Raw genomic sequence first — 22,485 nt, 5'->3', positions numbered from 1 at the left:
GAGAGGGCTCCACGTGATTGCCTATCGTGCCATGATCGACGTCCCGAGGGAACTCGTGCAGCATCTCGCGCGGCTGCTGTACGTGCAGCGCCGGGCCTGCGGCACTCGCCGTGGCACTCGTGCGTTGACCTGCTTCTACCAGGCCCTGATGGTGCTCGTGTGGTTCCGCAAGGGTGAGGACATGACCTTGCTGGCAGCCGGCTTCGGTATCTCCCGGGCGACGGCGTACCGCTACCGCGACGAGGGCATCACGGTGCTCGCCGCCCAGGCGGCCGACCTGCACACCGCTCTGCGTCGGGCCGCCGCCGACGGCTGGTCCCACGTGATCCTCGACGGCAAACTGTTCGACTGCGACCGGCTCACCGAGACCACCCTGTCCGTCAAGGGCGAGACCATCGACGCCTGGTATTCGGGAAAGCACCGCGACTTCGGCGCGAACATCCAAGCCGTCATGCGCCCGGACGGGCTACCGATCTGGACATCGGCGGCGATGCCCGGGCATCTGCATGACACCAGCTGCGCCCGCGAACTCGGCGTCACCGCCGCCCTGAACTGGTCCGCCGCCGAACTCGACCTGCCCGCCCTGGCCGACTCCGGCTACGAAAGCACAGGCCACGGCATCAAGACCCCGATCAAGCAGCCCACCGACGGCAGCCGCCTCGCGCCCGACAACCGCGCCTACAACCAGCTGCTCCGCGGCCTGCGATGGCAAGGCGAACGCGGCTTCGCCATCCTGATCGGACGCTGGAAGACGCTCCGCCATACGAACATCAGCCCACGCCGAATCGGCGACATCGTCGCCGCCGCATTACACCTGACCCACTTCGAGTACAAATACCTACCAGAAAGTCGTTGAGATCACTTCTTGTGAACACGAACGTGGAAAGCGAGGCAAAGATTGATGACGGTCTCGTGGACTGCGGTGCTGTATGGGAGATGGAGGTTGTTTGGCCCTCCGGAGCCGGCTTGCGGAAGCAGGCTTCAAACCACCACGAGGGGCGTTGGCTGAAGACCGTCGTCCTGAGCGTCGTTGGAGAAGGCGTGACTGTGATCGCGTCAGGTATGGACCGGGAAGATGAGCGATGAACGTCGAGTTCTCTGCCGTTGACGTGTCGAAACTCAGTCAGACGACATCAGAACCGAGGCCGGAGGTGAGTCTCGGGATGAGCCTGGGGGATATCCGCTTACTGCCCAGGTGGTGTCCGGCATATAGGCAGCATGAGCCCGGTCCAGGCTCTCATACGGAACGTGTGAAGGCGGACCCCGACACTGTCCGTCGGTTGACCGGCGGCGAGAGGGAGGACTCCAAGCGGAGGAGACCGCGAGGAGCAGAGTACCGATGCGGGGCCGCTGGCGGACTCGCCCGTAGTAGCTGTGAACCGCCTGCGTATCGCAGTGGGTCGGGGAGCGAAGGGGCGGGGTCGTTCAGGCTGGTTTGTGCGGTCAACCGTGAGGGAGGAACCGCGTGAGTCAGCCAGGGTTGACAGGCAAGTCGCACGATATCCCAAAGCGGCTGATCTGGGCCGCGTGGTTGAAGGTGAAAGGTAATGGCGGAGCGGCCGGGGCCGACGGAGTGACGATCGAACAGTTCGAAACGAGGTTGGCTGACAACCTCTACCGGCTGTGGAACCGTATGTCGTCGGGCAGCTATTTCCCCGGCCCGGTCCGGGCGGTGGAGATCCCGAAGAAGGGTGGGGTCAGGATTCTGGGCATTCCCAGCGTGGTTGACCGGGTGGCGCAGACGGTGGCGGTGCTGGTGTTGGAGCCGGAGGTGGAGAAGGTGTTCCACGACGACTCCTACGGATATCGTCCCGGCCGGTCACCGGTGGACGCGGTGCGGGCGTGCCGGCAGCGGTGCTTCGAGAGGGACTGGGTCGTCGATCTGGACGTCAAGGCCTTCTTCGACTCGGTGCCGTGGGATTTGATGCTTAAGGCGGTGGCGCGGCATACGACCCAGTCGTGGGTCATGTTGTATGTGGAGCGCTGGCTCAAGGCGCCGATGCTGATGCCCGACGGAACTTTGGCTCATCGGGAAAAGGGAACCCCGCAGGGCGGGCCGATCTCTCCGTTGATCGCTAACGTCTTCCTGCACTACGGCTTCGATACCTGGATGGTCCGGGAGTTTCCCCGGATCGGGTTCGAGCGGTTCGCGGACGATGTGGTGGTCCATTGCGTGACCGAAAGTCAGGCACAGTATGTGCGCCGGGCGATCGGTCGTCGGTTTGCGGATATCGGGTTGCAGTTGCATCCTGATAAGACGCGCATTGTGTACTGCAAGGACGACCGCCGCCGGCTGAACTATGAGCTGGTGACGTTCGCGTTCTGCGGGTACGCGTTTCGTCCCCGTAAGGCCTGGGACAAGATACGGCAACGTCGGCGAACAGGGTTCCTGCCGGCGGTGGCCCCGGGGAAGCTGACCGATATGAGCCGCAAGGTAGCGTCCTGGCGGTTACATCGACACACGACCTGGAACCTGAACGATCTCGCGGAAGAAGTGAACCCAGCCCTACGTGGTTGGCTGAACTACTTCACCGCGTTCTATCCGAGCGCGGTCATCCCGATCGGCAAGCGCGTCGACCGTCATCTGATGCGCTGGGCAAGGTGGAAGTACAAGCGACTCAAACCCAGCCAAGCCCGTACGCGTGCATGGTTACAAGAGGTCCGAAAACGAAAACCCGGCCTGTTCGCGCACTGGACGCTGCGGTACACGACCTGACAACCGAACGGCACGAGCCGGATGAGTCGAGAGGTTCACGTCCGGATCTGTGGGGGACGGCGGGTGAGACTCCCGCCGTCTACCCGGCAGTTCAGAGGGCACTTTCTATATCCGGGGTCTTGCCAAGCCGAACTTCATCGGTGGATCGAGGCTGAGTTCGGGGAAGTGGCAAGCAAATTCGATCGGAGTTCCGGTTCTCTTGCCAGCCTCGTCTCGGTAACGCCGGAGAACCAGCCAGGCGACGAATAACTGATCCGCGAGCTTGGTAGTGACGTGAATTCCTACTACGGAATCGATGATGCATCGTCCGCCATGCAGCTCTTGTGGAACGCGTCCAGCAGTCTCGCTCATGGTGAGACGTGGTTCTCGCTTCTCTCTGGTGGGCTTCAGCGTAAGCCGCTCGCCGAGATCTTCACGGCGCAAAGCTTTGACATCGTCTGCAGTGGGATCAACACGACGTCTCTGCGCATTCTCCAACTTGCAACGTTTCCACCCGCCCAGGTGCAGCCGCCGGCCGCCACTTCATCAGCGGCCCATTCGGCGTCGACTTCTTCATGATCACTCCTCGCCACGTTCGACTTACAGGAGTGCGCCTATTTGGTACGGAACTTCGATCGTCCCCGACAACTGCCGCTGTCTCTGAGGCTGTGGCAGGCGAACTGTCACCACCAACTCGCTGCGCAAACTCACATATAACCGGCGATGCTTGCGACGTCGCGTGTCCGCGCTCGCTTCCGTTCATTTGCATGCGTTCTCACGGTCTGGACGTCTTGCAGCGCGCGACCGAGCCTCTGGAGGATGAGGACAGCCATGGGAACTGCTCTTTGGCACAATTGGCGTGCACACGACTCCGGAGTCGACTTGGTCGAACGTATGTACTTCACAGTCGCGAGCGATGCCACCCTTGTAGGCAAACTTCAGGCCGGACCGCTACGCGTTTCTCACAACGAAGAATTCGTCGACCCGCAGAGTAATGAATGCCCAATTATGCGCACCGATATCTACTGGACACCGCCCGACTTGATAGCTTCTGGCGAGCTCGCTGCCACGGACTTTACCGCCTATCACGGCGGAGATATGGCGGACGAGGCCACAGCACTTTTGTCACTTGCACTACGAGTACGATGCAAGCCGGGCGGACGCTGGTGGACTCACGGCATCGGATCGGGCGGTCTCGAAGACCCGCCATTCTCAATGGACCACCCTCAGCCAACCTCGCCTCTTCACCCACGTGGCCACGAGGTGCTTCCCCGGCTCACGGGTCAGCGAGATGTCAGTGGTGCGGCGTCGCTCATCGCCGCTTATCCAACGTTGACGGAGAATAAGAGCGTCGCGGTCATGAAGGCGGCCCGGCAGTATCAGCTGGGAATGTGGGTGGCGAACGAGGACCCAAACCTGGCATGGATACGGCTTGTCGGCGCGCTTGAGGTCGCGGCCAATGAAGTCAAAGCTCCCAAGCAGCCGTACGTAGAGCGTGCGCGAGACCTGCTGCCGGACTTCGCCAAGACGCTCGAAGGACTCGATGAAGAGATTGCGGAGAATATCGCCAAGTCAATTGCTCCGCTGATTGGTTCGACACGAAAGTTCCTGCGCTTTCTTGAATTGTATTGCCCCCCGCCTCCGAACCTGCGTCCTAGCGAGGGTGACCAAGTCGACTGGACAACGCTAAACGAGACATTCAAATTGATATACCAATATCGGTCGATCGCACTGCATGGAGGGCGGCCATTTCCTCAGCCAATGTGCGAGGCGCCGAGGCAATTCGATGACGGCGTACCGATAGAGCGGCCTTCCGGTCTCGCGTCTGGCGCCAATAATGCGTCCTGGATCGCAGTGGATTACCCCATGCTCTTGGCTACTTTTGAGTACATGACTCAAGGGGCGCTTGTCGCTTGGTGGAGTCAGCTTGGCGCAACTTCCTAGCTCCAAGGCCATCAGATTTTGTGCAGCGATCTTGGCGTCCACATCTGCCGCGAGACGCTCGTAACCGAAAATGTCATCGACACCTCGGCGTCCGGACGTGCCGATGTCAGGGCGTTCACCCATTCGCCGACTTGCCCGGCTGATGCGGTTTCGTGACCTCAGGCTACGTCAATTCTTCTCAGTAAAGCCCAGCGGACCATTCGGCGTCAGATTCCATTCGTGAGCGTGGACGAGCGGTACGCGCCCGAACTTGCCGAGGGCCTGAGCTGCGGCGAGAATCTGCTTCTCTAGGGCCTCATCCTCTAGTTCCGTAATTCCCGCATGTTCGAAGAACTCATGGCAAGCGTCCGCGGTTTCGAGGAATAATAAGGGTAGCTGGTAAAGCGCGAAGCTGGTCCGGTACTCGCGAAATTCTGGTTTCAGGGTGACCAGCTTTCCGCCTGGCTCGCCCCAACCGTTGCGCAAAACTTCGCCCATCGAGAAGTGCAGAGCCCGACTCGCCGCGGCATGCAAGTAGTCGTACAGGTCCTTATGGCCGGTCTGCTTTGCGACCCAGCTCGCGCTCGGCAGCGGGCGTCCCGACCAATTGAACTGCTCGCGGATCTTCGCCAGCTCGTCGTTGACACGAGTTAGCTGCTGCTCCTGGGCGTCTAAAAGCGTTACCGGATACCATAGCTCCTGCATCACAGCGTCACCGACGTAGGCACGTTGGGCGAGCAGTGAGCGGATACCGTCGGAGCGCCCCATGGCCATAAGCAGATTCTGGACATCCTGCTGCGGCAGATCCTTCACCCACAGCATCCAAAGCAACTCATCGAGCGCAGGCCGGACAAACCCGACCGCCAGATGACCCAGCCCGACCTTGGCCAGCACCACGGTGGCGTCAAGCGCTTCGAGCTGACGCCGAAGGATGTAGTTGACGGCAATGCGGCGAAGGTCGGGCCAGGCTGCATCCCAGGTCAGGTCGCCGATGATGAGCGCCTGTTTCGTCGCAGCGATCCACGCCTCGACGGCCGCCACCCGCGCTTCGACGTCGACGTCCTCATTGACAGCCACCGAGAAATAATGACATGTCCCTGCCTGCTCACAACGAAGCACGTTCGCGGCCCCATTCACGAGCCGACGGTGGGGTCCTGGTAGCGCGAAATGAGCCGTTTCGCGAGATTCTCTTTCGCGGCATTATGTGACGGCAGTCCGGCAAGCACTACTTTGCCGCGGGGAGTTGTACAAGGGCGGTCCTTTGACTTCCCGTTGAGCGGTGATGCCCTGCTGTGCTGCTGACAAGGCGGTTGCGCGACGATCGGCTGGTGCAACGTTTCGACAGCGTCGCCGGTGATCTGGTGTCAGGCATCGCCGTCCGCGCGACGATCGTCAGTCACGAGCCTTGGGGGGTCATGGCCGAGGTTCTCGGACATGAGTCGGTGGGCGCGTCGGCCGACGCGCGATACATCGACAGCCCGTCGGGCTCGTCTCGGGCGTTGACTGCGGAGTACCCGCCCGTCGGTGAGCAGGTCGACGCGGTCGTGCTGGAGATCGAGCGGTACGACCCGCCCGCCTGGATACGTCTTACGACGTGTGCTGCAGATCTACGTGAGTTGCGCTGGCCGTGTGGATGCTGCGGTCAGCCCACGAACCTGAGCCCCGGCGGCGACGGCGTCACCGTCGATGTGCGCAGCAGCGAGGGGCCGGGATGCGCGTCGTTCGCAGCGCACCGTTCCTGTTTGGCCGAGCGTCTCGATCCGGAGTTCCCGGGCGACCGCGCACGGGTCAATGCGGTGGGGCGCGTCCAACCGCCGTACCCACCGACCGGAAACTGAGCGCTCGGACAGCGGCTACGCTTCCGGACGCACATCAGGTATCCGCTCATGCCGCCGAGCGGGCGCGCTACCTGCCGACCGCCGCCTCACGCTGCGTGGCTGGACTTCGGTCCGGCCGACGTCCCGAACTGCCGATGAGCGGATGCTGTCCCGGGCAGTGCTCGAATGATTGCTTAGCCCGTCGGGGCGTCGGCCCGTTGGACGTCACCGAGCAGCAGGCGGGCACCGTGGCGGATGAACCTCCAGTCGGTCTTTGGGGAACGGTCAAGGTTTTTGGCAAGCCAGTGCCGGCGGTCTTCGTGTTCCCGCCGCAGTTGAGACGGGCATTCACCGGTCGCGTGGTCCGGGGATCATCATCGCCTGCGGCAAGTACACCGAATGGCCGTAGCGGTACGTCAACGCCCGCCCATCGGGTTCGCAGCCTGGCGGGCGGACTAGACGGCGCGGCGCCCACCTAGCCGCCCGGTACGACGGCACACTGCCCGCCATGCCGTCGATCAACTGGGACACCGTCGCCACCGCCGCAGCCACCGCCATCTTCGTCACCCTCGCCGTCGAATACGCCGCCAAACCGCGCCTCGAAGCCCGCAAAGAACGCATCCTCGCCGCCCACCGATCCCGACGTGACCTTGCCGTCGCAGTCAGAGGCATCGCCGTAACCTCAGCGTTCCTAGCGTTAGACCTGCCCAAAGACGCGGCCGGCGACGTCCGAGCCCAGCTTCTGGCGGAGCGTGCCCGCAAACACGAGCAGATGCGAGACCAGGCGCAAGCGATGTTTGACCTTGTGGATAGCCACGCCGCCACCTACCCGGGCTGGGTGATGGAGTCGGTGATGTCGTACATCACCACCGTGCAGGGCGTGATGTTGTCGGCCCGCACCCAGCACGACAAGGCGTGCCTGATCCGCGATCTGTCGCAGCAGATGGCGGTGATTGTGGATGCCCGCATTCTGCGGCCTATCGCATTCATGAACGCGAGGGCTGGCCTCGATGCGCTGGTCGCGAAGACTCACGAGCGGGACGGGGAGCCCAACCCGGTGCCGGCCACGCGCCGTGGCTAGTCGTCTACTTGACAGCCGCGCCGACCAATAGGCCAATAACGATCAACGCGGGTGGTCTGCACACTCCCACGGGTGAGCCTCTACCCGACCCCGAAACCTAAGCCGACAAGGAATCCCAGCGCCCTCCTCAGCGGCGTCATAGCCCTCGCACTACTCTGCTGCGGCGGTGGGCTTGTCGCCGCATTCAACGACGACAGGAAGCCGCAACCTGGGCAACCGGCCGCCTCGGCGAGCGTGCCGCGTGCCGCTGAAATCCCACCACCCGCGCCCACACCCACACCTGCCGTCGAACCTGAGCCGGCGGTGGCAACGGCGACCGCTGGCAGCCCGACCGCCACGCCGTCACCGACCCACAGCATCAAACCCACCAAGTCGCCGACACCGAAACGCACCACGCCCGCCCCGAAGACGACGAAACCGAAGCCGAAAGCCACCACCGAATATGTGGCGAAGGGCGTGCATCCGGGTTCGTTCTGTTCGCGGCAGGGTGCCCGCGGAGTGACGAAGACCGGTAAGCCGATGGTGTGCACGACGACGGCCACGGATTCGCGAAAGCGCTGGCGGGCCGCCTGACCCGAATCACGGAAACGCCCCGGACCTACCTACAGGTGCGGGGCGTCGCCATGTTGAAGGGTCACTGGCTTGAGTCGAGCAGCGATCCGAAGATCTCGATGCCGTCGGCGCACACGATCCTGACTCCGCCCGGCTTCGAGCTGCCACCCCACTGGGCGTAGGTTTCGACGCTCTTGACGCCGTCGTGGCTGGCGCCGGTGATGGCTTGGGCGAGGGCGTCAGCCCATTCGGCTGGTGTGCGCGGCGATGCTTCCACCACGGGCGCAGACACGGGACTGTCATCCCAGTCGCGGGGAATCTGCGCAGGGTTGCCGACGATCGTGCCGCCCTGCACAAGCTGCAACCGCACCTGGCCGATGCTCAGGCCGACAGGTTTCGGGCCGCCGCCCGGCGACCAGCGGGCCACCTGACCGGCCCACGGCTGTGGTGCCAGGATGGCGGCGATCCAGCCCTCCGCGTAACGAACCTTCACCGCCTACACCCCCCCCCTTCACGTCGGCAGCGACAGCGGAACGATGCTGTTGCACGCCACCACGCGATCGCGTTCGTGGACGAAATACGAGCACACCACCATCGTGCCGTCCCGCAGCGACAGCGGCACATGCCCCCACCACAGGTTGTCGAAGCCGTCCTCGCGGCGGACACCCTGGAACGGGTCTTCGAATCGGGACAGCACCCACGCCGTTACCAGGTTGATCAAATCCTGGTCGGGTTTGAACGTGGCAATCCACAGGTCAAGGTGCATGTCGAAGCCGCGCAGCACCCACAGGGCGGGGTCAGACACTCGCGGTGAGCCTCGCCCGCAGGGCTTCCACGCTGTCCACGGGGCCCGGCTGATGGTTGGCGGCGGCCTCGTGTAGCCAGCCCCGAACTTGGGCGGTGTCGAGGACCGGCCCGTCGATGGCGGCGCCTTCCGTCTGGAAGTAGTTCTTGATCCAGTCGTGGCGGATGGTGGTGCTGCCGCCGGGGGCGCGGCTGGCGTCGGCCCACTGCCACGGGGTTTCGCTGTGCGTCAACCGTTCGAGGTCGTTGCCGGTGAGGTTGCCGTAGCGGGAGATCACGTAGCCGATCGTATTGAGTTCGGCTTCGCCTAGCTCGGCGGCGGGTTCCGGCGTGTCGCCGTTCTTCTCGTCCCGCCAGAGGCTGCCGACGACGGGGCCCATGTCCCACGCGGAGATCGTTTCGGCGAACAGGGGCCGGTCGAAGGTGGCGAGGTGGTGGCCTTGGCAGTAGTAGAGCAGTTTGTGCAGTTTCTTGGTGCCCAGGCCGGGTAGCCGGCGGCGGAGTTCGGCGGCGATGGTGTGGGCGGATGCGGGCATGGCCTCAGTCTACGGCCGGGTGTGACATCTGGCTGACGTCGAAACGATGTCGTTTCGGGGCCGGTTACGGGCTGTGAACTGCGGCTTTGCTTGGCTGTGACGTCGCAACGGTGCCGGGCGGCGGTTGCGACCCGTTAGGCCGCGTTCTGGTGGTCTTGCTGCCGCCACACCAGCACGACATGTTCCTCGTCAGGCTGCCCGTCGGCGTTCATGCCTTTGCGGTGGGCTGGGGCGCGGGTGGTCTTCATTACGGTGTGAGGCGCCGCGTCACACAAGCAGCCTCAGTCGTCCGCCCCCAAACCGCTCTCGGCCCCCACCGCTCGATAAGCGCCCTTGATCGCTTCCCGTAGCCGCACAAGCGTCGAGCTGTCCGACGGCACGAGATCCCTCGGGTCGGCGTACTCGTTCATGTACCAGCGCAGGTCGTGGAGGGCATCCCCGTCGCTGCCCACCCAGTCGGCGCCGACTGTCCGAGTCGACTAGGGACTCGATCGTACGGATGAGGATCACCGCCTTGCGTGGTCTAGGCATCGACCAGTCGATCGACTACGTTTCGGTTCATGGCGGCTACAGGCGGTGACGGGGACCCGTTCTTCGATGCGGTCCGCCTTCTTCTATTGCTCGATGCTGCGGTCCAGCCAGTTCCTCAGGACCGGGTGCGGTTAGCGCCGGAGACTGCGGTAGGGGTGCTCAACACCCAGACGCTGCTGCAGAAGCTCGATTTCTGGCTTCGGTATCCCGACTACCTGGCGGACGAGCTGCTCAACGAGTTCGAGCGGAGTCGAGAGCCGGTGTTGTTGGAGTTCGCGGGTCGGATTCTGGAGTCGGAGGAGCCGGAGCTTCGGGCGATCCCCATGCTGCGGTACAAGTTCGGTGCTTACGAGCCACTGGATATGGCGATGAGCATCCTGGCCACAAGTGGCCTAGTGGTGGTCCGCTCAACACGAACCGAGACCCGCGTGCGTGAGCATCACTACTACCTGACTCAGCGGGGGCGGGACACGGCTCGGTCGGCGGTGACCGACTTCCCGCAGTTGGGCTGGTATGGGCAGCGTACGAAGTTGGTGGTCGCCCTGGCGCAGGGCACTGGGATGAGCGGGACGGCGTTGCGGCGCCGGCAATACCTGCAGCGTGACTACGCGGGCACCGGCATCGGCGAGGAGTTCGCCTCGATCGCCGACCGGGCGCGGCTGCGACTCGATGTGCTGAAGTCGGCAGTGGAGGTATAAGCGAGATGGTGGACGGCCTACCCAACGAGAGTGACCTCATGACCTCGATCGCCACCGCGGCAGAGGTCTCCGAGGAAGTCGCGCGCGAGGTGCTCGTCGAGGCTGATGTCAGTCTGACACCTCCTCTACCGGCGCACCGGAGCCTGGTGGCACACCGGCTCTACGTGTCCGGCGTGAAGTCAGGCACCGAGAACGGCACCGACGGGCCGTTCGAGCGGGACATCCCCCTAGGGCCGGGTGCCTGGGCGGTCGCAAGCCGCAATAACTCCGCCGGCAAGTCCAGCATCATGTGGGCGTTGACGTGGGCGCTGCGAGGCGATCAAGATGAGCTCTATCTACGCACGGATACTCGGCGGTGGTTCCGTTACATCCGGGTGGATGCGGAGGTCTCGAGCGTGCCGGTCTCTTTCCGGATCCGGCAGAACGAGCACGGACTGTGCGAGGGGGTCCTGCTGACCGCCGACGTCATCGGCCAGCTCACTGGTCTTGAAGGCGAGTCGCAGAGTGGTCCGGGCGTGCGCGTTGTCGAGACGGTCGAGAGCCAGGATGCCTACACGGCGATGGTGGGTCGCTTCATGATGCAGCGGCTGGGGTTACGTCCGTTGCAGATGTTTAGTAGTGATACTGGGGCACCGGATGAAGCCGGAGAGCGGGATGGCTCGGTTCAGGTGCATGGCTGGCCAGCCTACTTCTCGGTTATCGCGCTCGCGTCCGCTAGTGACTCGATCTTGTTCGGCCGGACCGCGATCGGTCAGCTCCCGACCCGGTTGATGCAGGTCTTCCTCGACGTGCCGTTCACGACAGATTGGATGACGGCAGACATCTCCGCGAAGGACTCCCGGCAGAGCACCCGGCATGTGATCCGCCGGTCCAAGGCCGACGCCGCCGCCCGCGAGCAGCGCTGGCAGCCGTTACAGGAGGAACTGACAAGGGCGCAGCGCAATCTGGAACGGGTAAGGGCGGCCCGGCCGGACCTGCCGGCGCGGATCGCCGCAGTGGAGGACACGTCGCGGGCGTTGCTGGTGATCAAGACCCGGCTGGGCCGCGCCAAGGCCACTGCCGAAGAAGCCCGGCAAGCGCGCATCCAGGATGAGCGCTCCATGCGCCGCGCGTCGGAGTCGGCTGCTGCCCGTAGCTTGTTCGCCGCGCTGGATCCCCACGCCTGCCCGCGCTGCGAGACCAGCATCAGCGACGAGCGGCGAAGTCGGGAAGACAGTCACCACCGATGCGCGGTCTGTGCGAATCCGTTGCAGGTCGAGGGCGTCGACGAGGACGAACGCGAGGCGGTGCTGAGTGGGCTACGGAAGCGGCTTGCCGCGTCACAAGACGCGGAGCGGGCAGCGAAGAGCGCGGTATCGGCCCTTGAACGTCAGCTCGCTGAGGCACAGGCAGCAGCCGGGAACGCGGTCGTAGCCGCTGAGCAAGAACAAGGGCAGGCCGCCTACCTTGCGGAGTTGCGAGACGCAGAAGCGCACGTCGAGCGACTGAAGGGCGCGCTCGACGTCGTGTCGCAGCTCGGGCAGACGCCGACGCTCGATGATGCTGCCGAACGAGTCCTCGCTGCGGCTGCGGCGATCCTGAAGGACCTCGCGTCATCCACAACGCGGGATCTCTTCGTTGAACTGAACCACCAGATCGTCACGCTTGCTCGTGAGCTGGGGGTCACGAACCTGCGGTCGGTGAAGCTCGATCTCGCGGGCAGGGTCAACGTGATGAAATCCGACAACACCAAGCCAACCTCGTTCTCCAAACTTAGCCCCGGAGAGCGGTTGCGCCTGCGTATCGCGGTGATCGTCAGCCTGATCCGCGTTGGCCGCAAGCACGGCATCCACTCCCATCCCGGTCTGTTGGTCATTGACTCCCCCGCGGACGTCGAGATCGTCAAAGGAGATATGAAGATCCTCCTGGAACAGCTCCGGTCCCTGGGGCAGGACGAGGGTCTGCAAGTCGTCATCGCGACGATGCATGAGGCGGTGTGGGACGTGTTCCCGGGGGAACGTCTGATCGTCGGGCCCGATCAGCAGCACCTGTTCTAGCGGACAGGATTGGCTAGGCGGAGGAGGTGGGCAGATGGTGGCGCAGCCAGCCGTCGCCGCCCTCCTGGCCTGGGCCGAGAACGCCGACGAGGCGTCCCTGATTGCCGGGCCGACCCCCGTCGATGTAGGTGGACGGGCGGCCGTCGCCGACGCGGCGAACGAACTCGCGGCCAGCCCCTGGTTCGTCTACCTGGTCGATCTTGCCGGCAACGATGATGCCGAACCTGGCCGAGACGATATCGGGCGCCGAATCGATAGGGCCGTGGTCGAGGGCTTCGCCGGTCACGACCGGCACTCTTCCTACATCAGCGCCGCCGCTCGGTTGCTGACCTACCCACAGCTCGCCCAGCGACTCGGCCGGCCACTCGAGAAGGCGCTCCTCGCCCAAGCCGAAGCCGCCGCCGAGCCCGGCGTCGAGCCCGCGCAGGCATCGATCGGCGCAACCGCCCTAGAAACCGTCCTGCACCTCAGCACGACCGGCGTCTGTAAGCCGTACCAACTCCTGACAGTGCTGACCGACCTGACCGACCGCATCGCCACCGCCCCCGTCGAGCTGTGCATCCGACTACCCCGGGTGGCCGGCCTCGCCCACGAGCACTTCGGCGACGACACACTCGTCACCCTCCTACAACGACTCCTGTCCATAGCTGACGCTGAACCCGACGCCGGGTTCGAACTCGCCATGGCCGACCTCCGACGCGCCCTCGACGCTCCCGACGAGGCGACCATCGCGCCAAGCCTGATGGACGCGCGCAAAGGCTTCGCCGCCGTAGAGGCCGCCGACGAAGACCGCCACGACGCCCGGGCATACGCCGCCGCCATCGATGCAATCATGGCCTTTCGTCAATCCGACACCACCCCGCTTCGCGAGGCCGCCGACCGCCTGCAAGCAGCCGTCACGCAGCGCCACGCCTGGCTCGGCCGCACCTACTCTCCGCCCTGGAACTGGGCACGAGGTCAGGCAGAGATCGCCTGGCTGCAACTCGCGCAGACGCTCACCACCGCCGCGCAACCCGCACACGAGGCCTGGTACTGCCACCCCAGCCAAGCCATCGCCGCGCTGCTCGACGCCTACCAGGCCGGCCGCAGCTTCATCGCGCACACCCAGTCGCCCGGCCAACTCCACGCCGTCGAAACCCTCGTCAAACCCACCATCGAAGCCGCGTTCGTCCGCGACACACACCGACTCACGCTGCTCGACCATGCCCTCGAACACGACCCGGCATTCACAGACAACGAAGCGGCCCGCAGCCTTCACCAGGCCGTTCATGGTGTATTGGACCGGTCAGCCGCGGGCATCACCAGCCGAGACCCGGGTGGTGGTGGTGATCAGGGAAAAGCACCTACCCGCCTCACGGCGGTATTGCACCGGATGGGAGTCACCGACGCGCATGAACAACTACGCCACCTACCTCCACAGATACAAGATCAACTGGAAACACTGCTATGGAACGAGGAAGTAGCACAAGCATCGAGCGGCAACATCAAGGTGGAACGCAAGCTCCAGGAACTCCTCAGCGAGCTCTCGACCGCCCCGGACTGGGCGATCCCACAGATCGCGGGCCCGTTCAAGATCCTCCTCCGTCAGACGCTGCTTTACCTCGACAGTCGCTTCGACATCGGAGGTGAAATGGGCGGCGATCGCACAGCTTTCCTTCGCGCCACCCCCGGCAGCCGCCCGGCGAAAGAACGCCCAATGCACCAAGACTACAAAGACTGGCTCGACCAAGGCCCTCTCTACAACCAGGTCAGAGCCGAGGTCTTTGACCGAGGCGGAGGGCGAGCCGACATCGTCGTCTACTTCCCCCACGCCAGCTTCAGCGTGGAGTGCAAACGCGAACAGGACGACGCCAGCAAAGACGGCCTACGCATGTACGTCGGCCAGGCCAGCGCCTACACCCAAACGGACGCCGCCCTCGGCATCCTGCTGGTCCTCGACCTCACCAACCACAGCACCGGCACGCCTGACCTCTTCGCCAACGTGTGGGTAGAGCACGTGCGGCGCAGTCCGGACGAAGACGCCCGCTGCATTGTCATCGCTAGGCTGCCGGTCAGACCCACGCCACACGCCACGCCCGCCCCGCCCCGCACGTAGGCTTGGTCAAATCCGCTTGATGGGACGCGTCAGCCGGATGGAGTCCCGACGCTGGCCGCCCCTGCCAGTTCCAGCGGCTGACGTGATCCACCCAGCCGCCGCGCAGCGAATCACACAGGCTGACCGCACACCGGCCCTGGAGCGCCGTGGCGTCGATGAAGCGGCCGGTGAGTGGCGCGACTGGTGAATGCCCACCATCGTGAGCGGTGAATGATCTTTGTCGGCGGCACACACCTCATAACCCCGTATGGGGACGCGGAGGGACGCGGATGCCATCGATTATCCGTCCAAGGGGCGAGGTGCCCGCTGATGCCGCGATCCGGGCACCGAAACGACTCGACTGATAACTCAGCGTGAGTGGCGGACTTCGGGCACTACGGTTGCAACCGAAGCGGCAGACGACCCACCTTGTGTACGTCTGGCGTACCCGAGTCTGCACTGGAACCCGTACGCCGACACGTGGCCGTCGCGCCCGTTGACGTCACTTGCTCCGGCCCGCGGGTTACTGTCGTGTCCGCGCCCTCGCGATCCCCGGTCGCCGGGGGTAGTCCTGCGGCAGGTACCGGTAGATCGAACGCAGCGACTTGCCGATCCTCTCTGCTAGCAGTTCAGGGTCCAGGTTGGGTTCTTTGCGCAACCAGTAGGCCACTGCCTCCGCGGTTCCCTTGGGCACCTCCGAGTCCCTGTCGTCGACCTCGCCGCCGACGGCGTCCTGATCGTCGTTCATCTCGTCGTTGTCGCCATCGCCGGCAGTGTCTGTGCCGTTCTCGCTTCCGCCTGCCGAGTCCGCCACGACTGGTCCTTCCAGCGGTGGTACGTGTGCAACTGCGTCGTGGCTCTCGGCCGGCTGCTGCTGATCGTCATCGTTCGGGGCGGGCTGTGGCTTCTTCTGGCCGGTGCTTGGCGCGGCTGCCGCAGGCGGGGTGCGCTCAGGCGCGGGCAGCGCGTCGGCGGGGCCATCTCGCCTGAACCGGCGACGGCGGCGGCCGGAGCTGTGTGCCGTGATGATCCGCTCCGGGGCGAGGTCGGCGGCGAGGAGCATGGTCAGCCCGTTGTAGTCGGCGGCGGCCGCGAGGCGCGCCGCGATCTCGTCCAGGTCGTACACCCGCACGGCGATGTCGGCGGTGGTCGGGTCCACCGCGGTTCTGATTTTGCGGTGTAGCACCTTGGCGATCGCAGCGTCGCGGCGTTGGCGGGCGATCGCGGCGCGGGCCGCCTTCAGGGACTCGTACAGGTCGAGGCCGTCGGCCTTGGCGATGGACCGTGCCCGGGAGGTGGTGACGGGGTGGCGGATCCAGTGCCTGAACACCTCGTATGCGGGCGGTGTGGGTGGCAGCCCTCCGGTGAGGCGCAGCCGGTCGCGGCGCTGGTTACCGGTGTGCATCAACCAGACGAGGTACCCGAGGGCGGACATGCCCGAGAAGAAGCCACCGACCAGATGGTCGGGGTGAGCGGCCCAGTTGAAGGCCACGGCGCCGGCGGCGATGGCAGCCGACAACAGGCGGGAGGCGATCGCCTGCTCGCCGAGCCGGCGTCGCACGTCGGCGTTGGCCATCACGACCACGCCGCCGAGTTCGAGGGCCGCGACGGCCGGGACCGCGACGAGCACCGGGACGCCCAGCGTGTGGACGGCGCCGGTGACCTGGCCGACGAGGGCGACCAGCAGCACCAAGACGTAGAACACCTGGCGCATCCATGCCGCGTGCCGAACGGCTCTGACCAGGTCGGCGTCGAGCGCGTCGCGAGTCATGGGAGACGTGGCGCGACGACTCGTCGCGCCCACCTCGCGGTCGCTGTCCGGTGGGATATTGCTGCCGGGGATGGTCGCTCTGGACGGCCACGCGGCGCCGTGGTGGCCGGCGTTCGCCGCTTTCACGCCGTCACGGCCGGGCGAGGGCTGATCGGGACGACTGCCGCGGGTCGTTTCGTATCCCGGTGGGTGGAGTGTCATGCGCGTCGTCCGCCGTCACGAGGTCGCGGTCGCCCGGCTGGCCGGCGCTGTTGCAGGCCGGCGATGAGCCGGTCCGCGAGATCGATGGTGTCCTCGCTGGGCTCGGCGTCGATCTCGTCGAGCCGGCGGGTGAGGGTCCGACGCAGGGCGCGGATCTCGTCGAGGTGTCCCAGTGCGGCGTGGGCGCGCATCGCCTGCTGGTAGAGGGGCTCGGCGTATGGGTCGTGGCGCATCGCGGTGTCCAGCACCGTGAGGGCTTCGGCGGGGTCGGCGGTCGCGGCGGCGAGGGCGAGATGGGCGTCGAGGGCTTGACGGCGGATGCCTTCGCGGTGGACCTCGATCCACTCGTAGTCGAAGCCGTCGGCGAGCGCGCCACCGTAGGCGTTGACGGCGCGGCGCAGTGCGGCGGCCCGGTCGGCGTCGGTGGTGGCCCGCTCGGCGTCGCGCAGCGCGTCGCGCATACGCCACAGGTCCGTGTCGAACGCCTCCCGGTGGAGGGTGTAGCGGCGGGACGGGTGGGTGACGTAGCTGGCGGGCCCGCCGGTGCGGGCGAGGGTCTTGCGTAGCGCGGACACATAGGTGTGCAGGCGGTGTGGGGCCTTCGCCGCGGGGGCGTCGGGGAGCAGGTCATCGAGGATGTTGTCCTGGGCCGCGTCGCCGTCGTGGACGACGAGGTAGACGAGCAGTTCGAGGGACTTGGCGCGCAGCGGCACGGTGGTGTCTATGTCGACGATGCGCGCGTCGCCCAGGACCCGCACCGCGACGCGCTCCTGCGGCTGTGGGTCGTCGCTTCCTGGCCCGTCTTCGCGACGGTGACGGCTGTCCGTCGCGGCCGGCGGGACGGTGGTGTCGGAGGCGGGGACGGGATCATCCGTCGACGTCGGCGGCACCTCGCCGGCGGCGGGCATCGGGGCGTCGGTGTGTTCGTGCGGTGCGCGGTTGTCGGCGTCGAGGATGGCATCCGGTTGCGGCTGCGGGCACTGTGTGGTCGTCGCGGTGGTGGGTCCGTCTGGTGTCGGCGTGGGGCGCTCGCCTGTGTGCGCCTCGGCGAGTGTGGTGATCAGGTCGATCGTCTCCTCCGGGGTGAGCACGGCCAGCCGGCCGACATCGGCGGGATGAACGCCGTGGCGGTTCTGTCCGTCGGGCCGGTGGGTGGTGCCGTCGGTGGCGACGACGACGGTGTCACCGTCAGGCCAGGCGCCGAGAAGGACGCCGTGAATGTCGAGGCGTTGACCTTGGGCCAGGAGAGCGGCGATCCGGGCGCGTTCGTGGCGGGCTGACGCGTGGGTGATGAAGAGGATGGGTGGTGGCGGTTCCTCGTGGCGGGCGGTGTGACGCAGGTCGGCGGTGGTGTCGACCTCGTGCTGGTACACCAGACGGCTACGGTGCAGGGTCTGCGTCTCAAGGACATTCAGGGCGTCATCGAGGCCGGCGGTGACGGTGAGACGGCCAGTCTCGGGAAGCGCCGTGGCGGTGCCCAACAGGGCTGCTGCGGTCGGCGCGGGGATGACGACCCGGCCGCCGGCGTGGGAGGTGTTCACCCCGCCGGCGAGGGCGGCGGTGAGGAAACCACGCCCGGCCGCGTCCGCGCCGGGTCCGGTCAGCCCGAGCCCGGCGGGAGGCCACACGTCGCGCAATGGGTGATCCTGCGCGGGAACCACGGGCGCGGCGTGCGGCAGCGGCTGGTCGGCCGCTTCGGGGCAGTCGACGGGCGTGTGCTCGGCCGTGTCGTCGTCGGTCGCGACCCGATCATTGTCGTAGGCTGCCTGCCCGGATTCGACGGCGTCGAGGATGTCCAGGCCGTGGGCGTTGTCGGTGGCCGGCCGGCGTAGGGCACGTCGCACGCGTGTGACGATCGGGGGCATCGGCGTGAGGTCGGGATCGCCGGATCGGCTGTGCGGGCCAGGCGGTCGCGGCTGGTAGCGGCGCCGACGCCACGCCCAGACCAGGCTGGCGGCTGCCGCTATCGCAGTGGCGAGACCGAGGTCCAGCCAACTCCCGCTCCCCACCGTGATGCCCTCAGGACGGGACGATTCAGCCGGCGAACTGGTGGCTGGCGGTGGCGTACGGGTAGCGCGGCTGCTCGGGGTGCCGGCCGCGGCGGACGGTGCGGCGGCGCTGGTGGTGGGACTCGGCGGCGTGTCGCTGCCCTCGCCGGTGGCCGGATCCCCGGTCGGTCCGACCGGCGAGGGCGGTTCCTGTGTGCGAGATGGGTCGGGCTCAGCCTGGCCTGTGGGGGCGGGGCCGGCCGCGCCAGGCGGGGCCGCATCCGCGGGTAGCGCCAGGGTCCAGCCCGGGTAGATCAGGTCAGGGTCGGTGAACGTGCCTCCCACGGTGGCGAAGTGGGTGCCGCGGTTGAGCGCCCAGATCTCGGGCCAGCGGTCAGGCTCGCCGAGCCACCGCTTCGCGATCGCCGACAAGGTGTCGCCGTCGCGCACCACGCAGGTGTAGACGGACCTGGCCCTGTCGACGGAGGTGTCCGCCCGCCGTGTCGTCGACGGTCCTCTCGCCGTGCGGGATGCGTCGGAGGAGACGACCGTACTGTGGCCAGCGGCGCGCTGCGGAACGCGGTCGCTGTCGCCTGCGGCGTGGCCGAGGTCTACCGGGGCCGACCGGTCCGCGTCGATGCGGTCCGGCGCGGGCCGGTCGGCGGCGGGCCACTGCGCGAGGGCATCTTCGCGCGGTGTGCTGTCAGGCGATGTGTCGGCCGTGGAGGTGGCGTGCGCGGCGGCGGGCAGCGCGGTGGAGGTTACCGCGGTGGCGCCCAGCAACGCGGCCGCGAGACCCTGCATCGGTGCCGGCATTCGCAGCGCGATCCGCCATCGCAGTCGAGTCGAGACACGCCGGTGGACGCGGCTGGCGACGGTGGTGGCGCACCAGGCCCAGAGCAGCCACCCGCTGGTCTGCAGCAACGTGGTGAGGAACCCGGCGGTCAGGGGCTGGTGCAGCCACGCGCGTAACTGACTGTTGGACGGCATCGTGGGCGTCGGCCAGTCCGCCAGGTAGATCAGCACGAGTGGCGCTGCGGCGAGCACGAACGCTGCGATGCCCACTGTCGAGAACGATGCTCTCACGCTGCCCTCTTCCCCCGCGTCCTGCATTCGTGGCGACCGATGCGGTCGTGGCACCGAACGTAGGAGAAAGGTGGGCGGTGGAGACCCGATGCGAGGCTGACAAGACCTCACACCGCCTTACACAACCTCACAACCGCAGGTCAGACCCCGCACTGCCGAACGAGTCGTCGTCACGAAGGCTGCATCGTCGAGAGACATCGCGGTCGCCGGCAACAGGCCGCAGATCCACCGCGCCACGCCGCCGGCCGCCCACCTTGCTCTTCTCGGCGCGACCCGGCCGATCGAGTACGGCCGGCTCCGGAGCCGCGCGGAACGGCAAGGTGCGGGGACGGGACGGATTCAGCGGATCAGGTGCCGTCGGGCACGAGCGGGCCGTCGAGGCTGAGACCGGCGGCGGTGAGACGCCGTCTGTACCGATCGGTCAGCACGACTGGGGACTGTAAAAACAACGGTGTAACTCCGATCAAGGGAGTAGCACCTGATGACGATCACGACCGATGCGGTGGACACTGCCGCTGTGCCCGGTGACGAGAAGGCCAAGCGGCCGCGTACGAAGACGACGCCAGGGGGTGTCGACCCGGCGCTGGTGTCACAGCTGGTGACCCAGGCTCGTGAGCAGGGGCTGCAGCTGTCCGGTGAGGGTGGGCTGCTGCAGCAGCTGACGAAGATCGTGCTGGAGTCGGCCCTCGATGGTGAGATCACCGACCACCTCGGCTACGACAAACACGACCAGGCCGGCGCGAACTCCGGCAACTCCCGCAACGGCAACCGGTCCAAGACGGTGCTCACCGATGTCGGGCCGGTGCAGATCGACGTGCCACGCGATCGAGCGGGCTCGTTCGAACCGGCCATCGTCAAGAAGCGTCAGCGCAGGTTGTCCGGGGTGGAGGACCTGGTGCTGTCGCTGTCGGCGAAGGGCCTGACCACCGGCGAGATCTCCGCGCATCTGGCCGAGGTCTACGGCGCCGAGGTCTCCCGCCAGACGATCTCCACCATCACCGACAAGGTGATGGACGGTATGACCGAGTGGCAGAACCGGCCCCTCGATCCGGTCTACCCGGTGGTCTTCCTCGACGCCATCAACGTCAAGATCAGGGACGGGAAGGTCGCCAACCGGCCGATCTACGTCGCTCTCGCGGTCACCGCCGACGGCCACCGAGACATCCTCGGCCTGTGGGCCGGCGACGGCGGGGAGGGCGCCAAGTTCTGGCTGCAGATCTGCACCGAACTGAAGAACCGGGGCGTCGACGACGTGCTCATGGCCGTCTGTGACGGACTGACCGGCCTGCCGGATGCCATCGGAGAGGTCTGGCCCCGCACCGTGGTCCAGACCTGCGTGGTGCACCTGCTCAGGAACTCGTTCCGCTACGCGGCCCGCCAGCACTGGGACGCGATTGCCAAGGCACTCAAACCGGTCTACACCGCACCGACCGAGGCCGCCGCTACCGAACGATTCCTCGAGTTCGCCGAGGCATGGAGCAGCCGCTACCCGGCGATCGTGAAGCTGTGGGAGAACGCCTGGGCCGAGTTCGTGCCGTTCCTGGCCTTCGACGCCGAGATCCGCCGGATCATCTGCTCCACCAACGCCATCGAAAGCGTCAACGCCCGCATCCGCCGCGCCGTCCGCGCCCGCGGACACTTCCCCAACGAGCAAGCCGCCCTCAAGTGCGTCTACCTCGCGGTGATGAGCCTCGACCCGACCGGGCAAGGCCGCAAACGCTGGGCCACCCGCTGGAAGAGCGCACTCAACGCCTTCGACATCACCTTCGACGGACGCCTGTCCGCCGGCCGCAAGTAGAAGATCAACCAACCCCAGTTACACCGTTAACTTGACAGACCCTCTTCCGGGCCAAGACGCAAGCGAACATGTGTGTGACAGTGATACGGTGTTCGTCATACGCGATGACGGAGGCGGCATGGCTGTTCTTAACATTCGAGTGGACGATCGAGTCCGCGATCAGCTCAAGGAGATGGCGGACGACGAGGGCGTGACCCTCAGCGAATTCGTCCGCGACCTGATCATGGAAGCTGTCGTGCCCGTCTACAAGCGGGAGGTCAAGCACGGCGACGAGCCCGCCCCGGAGAGCATGCGGATCGTCGACCGGCAGGTGCTCTCGCTGCTCCACCGGATCCTCGGCCGCGTTCTGCCGGAGGATGCCAACGACGTCGACGGTGATCGCGAGTATCAGCTGATGCGGGCGAACATCCTCGAGGCTGGCTACACCGGGGAGTACTGGTACGAGGTCGCTGGGTTCAACACCGAGCTGTCGAGGCGGGACTGCGGGCGAGTGTCGGACATCCTCCAGATGTTCCGCATCATCACCTACAGCATCGACCACCTCTCGAAGGAGGAGACGCCTGTCGACGACGAGCTGGCGTTCGAACTCGAATTCCGGGGGTTCGATCACAACGATGCACTGGAAGGTCACATGGCGAGCTACGTCGACTTCCTGATGCGCGACGACCGCTGGACGGAGCTCAAGCCCCAGCTGGAGCGTAACGACAACGGGAACTCGCATTCGCGCGTGCTCGACACGTACCTGCGGATGCTGTCCGAGTTCCGTCGCATCATGGACGGCCGCGAGCGAGGGTTCGGTCGCCGAGACTACCTGCTGTCGCAGAAGGAGCTGGAGCAGATCGCCGCAGCGCGCATCCACCCGTCCAACCGTCGCAAGGCGCAGAGCTGACCGGC

19 protein-coding genes are annotated in these 22,485 nt (G+C 66.1%); 11 read left to right on the top strand and 8 right to left on the bottom strand.

The window, feature by feature from the left end; translation table 11 throughout:
- Positions 1 to 31 precede the first annotated feature (31 nt).
- The 4 genes from ID554_RS12640 to ID554_RS12625 all read left to right on the top strand — a co-directional run bounded on the left by ID554_RS12640 (position 32) and on the right by ID554_RS12625 (position 4,639).
- Positions 32 to 856 (top strand): transposase family protein, encoded by an 825-nt coding sequence (locus tag ID554_RS12640; RefSeq protein ID WP_191088888.1) that lies wholly within the window; start codon positions 32 to 34, stop codon positions 854 to 856.
- A gap of 609 nt (positions 857 to 1,465) precedes the next feature.
- A complete protein-coding gene (ltrA, locus tag ID554_RS12635) occupies positions 1,466 to 2,716 on the top strand; it encodes a group II intron reverse transcriptase/maturase (RefSeq protein ID WP_223884571.1) in 1,251 nt (416 codons plus the stop codon).
- A gap of 273 nt (positions 2,717 to 2,989) precedes the next feature.
- Positions 2,990 to 3,274: a hypothetical protein gene (locus ID554_RS12630; protein ID WP_147333606.1), complete on the top strand. Its 285-nt coding sequence runs from the start codon at positions 2,990 to 2,992 to the stop codon at positions 3,272 to 3,274.
- 303 nt (positions 3,275 to 3,577) lie between these two features.
- A complete protein-coding gene (locus ID554_RS12625; RefSeq protein ID WP_147333605.1) occupies positions 3,578 to 4,639 on the top strand; it encodes a hypothetical protein in 1,062 nt (353 codons plus the stop codon).
- A gap of 168 nt (positions 4,640 to 4,807) precedes the next feature.
- Here the strand turns inward: ID554_RS12625 and ID554_RS12620 are convergent, their stop codons facing one another.
- Complete coding sequence (locus ID554_RS12620; RefSeq protein ID WP_117231031.1) at positions 4,808 to 5,695, bottom strand: DUF5677 domain-containing protein; 888 nt, start codon at positions 5,693 to 5,695, stop codon at positions 4,808 to 4,810.
- Between the two features lie 251 nt (positions 5,696 to 5,946).
- Between ID554_RS12620 and ID554_RS12615 the strand changes: the two genes are divergently transcribed.
- Positions 5,947 to 6,456, top strand: coding sequence for a hypothetical protein (locus ID554_RS12615; protein WP_147333604.1), 510 nt, complete (start codon positions 5,947 to 5,949; stop codon positions 6,454 to 6,456).
- A 173-nt stretch (positions 6,457 to 6,629) separates the two neighbouring features.
- Here the strand turns inward: ID554_RS12615 and ID554_RS33045 are convergent, their stop codons facing one another.
- Positions 6,630 to 6,770 carry a DUF5984 family protein gene (locus ID554_RS33045; protein WP_223884663.1) on the bottom strand — a complete coding sequence of 47 codons (141 nt, stop codon included), beginning with the start codon at positions 6,768 to 6,770 and terminating at the stop codon, positions 6,630 to 6,632.
- 173 nt (positions 6,771 to 6,943) lie between these two features.
- On the opposite strand from ID554_RS33045, the gene ID554_RS12610 reads away from it, so the two are divergent.
- The gene (locus ID554_RS12610; RefSeq protein ID WP_117231029.1) at positions 6,944 to 7,516 is read left to right on the top strand and encodes a hypothetical protein; all 573 of its coding nucleotides are present in this window, start codon (positions 6,944 to 6,946) and stop codon (positions 7,514 to 7,516) included.
- An 80-nt stretch (positions 7,517 to 7,596) separates the two neighbouring features.
- Here ID554_RS12610 and ID554_RS12605 read toward each other — a convergent pair whose 3' ends face one another.
- From ID554_RS12605 to ID554_RS12590, 4 genes are all read right to left on the bottom strand, one after another.
- Positions 7,597 to 8,058 (bottom strand): hypothetical protein, encoded by a 462-nt coding sequence (locus ID554_RS12605; protein WP_147333603.1) that lies wholly within the window; start codon positions 8,056 to 8,058, stop codon positions 7,597 to 7,599.
- A 92-nt stretch (positions 8,059 to 8,150) separates the two neighbouring features.
- Positions 8,151 to 8,561: a hypothetical protein gene (locus tag ID554_RS12600; protein WP_117231028.1), complete on the bottom strand. Its 411-nt coding sequence runs from the start codon at positions 8,559 to 8,561 to the stop codon at positions 8,151 to 8,153.
- A gap of 18 nt (positions 8,562 to 8,579) precedes the next feature.
- On the bottom strand, positions 8,580 to 8,873 hold the full coding sequence (locus tag ID554_RS12595; protein ID WP_223884570.1) for a hypothetical protein: 294 nt from the start codon (positions 8,871 to 8,873) through the stop codon (positions 8,580 to 8,582).
- Positions 8,866 to 9,408 carry a Panacea domain-containing protein gene (locus tag ID554_RS12590; RefSeq protein ID WP_117231027.1) on the bottom strand — a complete coding sequence of 181 codons (543 nt, stop codon included), beginning with the start codon at positions 9,406 to 9,408 and terminating at the stop codon, positions 8,866 to 8,868. The genes ID554_RS12595 and ID554_RS12590 overlap by 8 nt, the downstream gene beginning before the upstream one ends.
- A 560-nt stretch (positions 9,409 to 9,968) precedes the next feature.
- Between ID554_RS12590 and ID554_RS12585 the strand changes: the two genes are divergently transcribed.
- From ID554_RS12585 to ID554_RS12575, 3 genes are read left to right on the top strand one after another with little or no spacing between them, the layout of a single operon-like run.
- Positions 9,969 to 10,637 (top strand): hypothetical protein, encoded by a 669-nt coding sequence (locus ID554_RS12585; RefSeq protein ID WP_223884569.1) that lies wholly within the window; start codon positions 9,969 to 9,971, stop codon positions 10,635 to 10,637.
- Positions 10,638 to 10,675: 38 nt separating this feature from the next.
- Complete coding sequence (locus ID554_RS12580; RefSeq protein ID WP_147333602.1) at positions 10,676 to 12,673, top strand: coiled-coil domain-containing protein; 1,998 nt, start codon at positions 10,676 to 10,678, stop codon at positions 12,671 to 12,673.
- Positions 12,674 to 12,707: 34 nt separating this feature from the next.
- Positions 12,708 to 14,768, top strand: coding sequence for a hypothetical protein (locus ID554_RS12575; protein WP_147333601.1), 2,061 nt, complete (start codon positions 12,708 to 12,710; stop codon positions 14,766 to 14,768).
- Between the two features lie 502 nt (positions 14,769 to 15,270).
- Here the strand turns inward: ID554_RS12575 and ID554_RS12570 are convergent.
- Together ID554_RS12570 and ID554_RS12565 are read right to left on the bottom strand one after the other, a co-directional pair.
- A complete protein-coding gene (locus ID554_RS12570) occupies positions 15,271 to 16,518 on the bottom strand; it encodes a hypothetical protein (RefSeq protein WP_117231023.1) in 1,248 nt (415 codons plus the stop codon).
- Between the two features lie 197 nt (positions 16,519 to 16,715).
- Complete coding sequence (locus ID554_RS12565; protein WP_223884568.1) at positions 16,716 to 19,772, bottom strand: BTAD domain-containing putative transcriptional regulator; 3,057 nt, start codon at positions 19,770 to 19,772, stop codon at positions 16,716 to 16,718.
- A 502-nt stretch (positions 19,773 to 20,274) separates the two neighbouring features.
- On the opposite strand from ID554_RS12565, the gene ID554_RS12560 reads away from it, so the two are divergent.
- Both ID554_RS12560 and ID554_RS12555 read left to right on the top strand, forming a co-directional pair.
- Positions 20,275 to 21,591: an IS256 family transposase gene (locus ID554_RS12560; RefSeq protein WP_191088637.1), complete on the top strand. Its 1,317-nt coding sequence runs from the start codon at positions 20,275 to 20,277 to the stop codon at positions 21,589 to 21,591.
- Positions 21,592 to 21,730: 139 nt separating this feature from the next.
- Positions 21,731 to 22,480 carry a YfbU family protein gene (locus tag ID554_RS12555; protein ID WP_199489322.1) on the top strand — a complete coding sequence of 250 codons (750 nt, stop codon included), beginning with the start codon at positions 21,731 to 21,733 and terminating at the stop codon, positions 22,478 to 22,480.
- Positions 22,481 to 22,485: the final 5 nt, after the last annotated feature.

The organism is Micromonospora craniellae (genome assembly GCF_014764405.1).
In the GTDB taxonomy this organism is placed as follows: Bacteria; Actinomycetota; Actinomycetes; order Mycobacteriales; family Micromonosporaceae; genus Micromonospora; species Micromonospora craniellae.
Note: the sequence above shows the minus strand (reverse complement) of the source record. Positions and strands in the feature narration are given on the sequence as shown.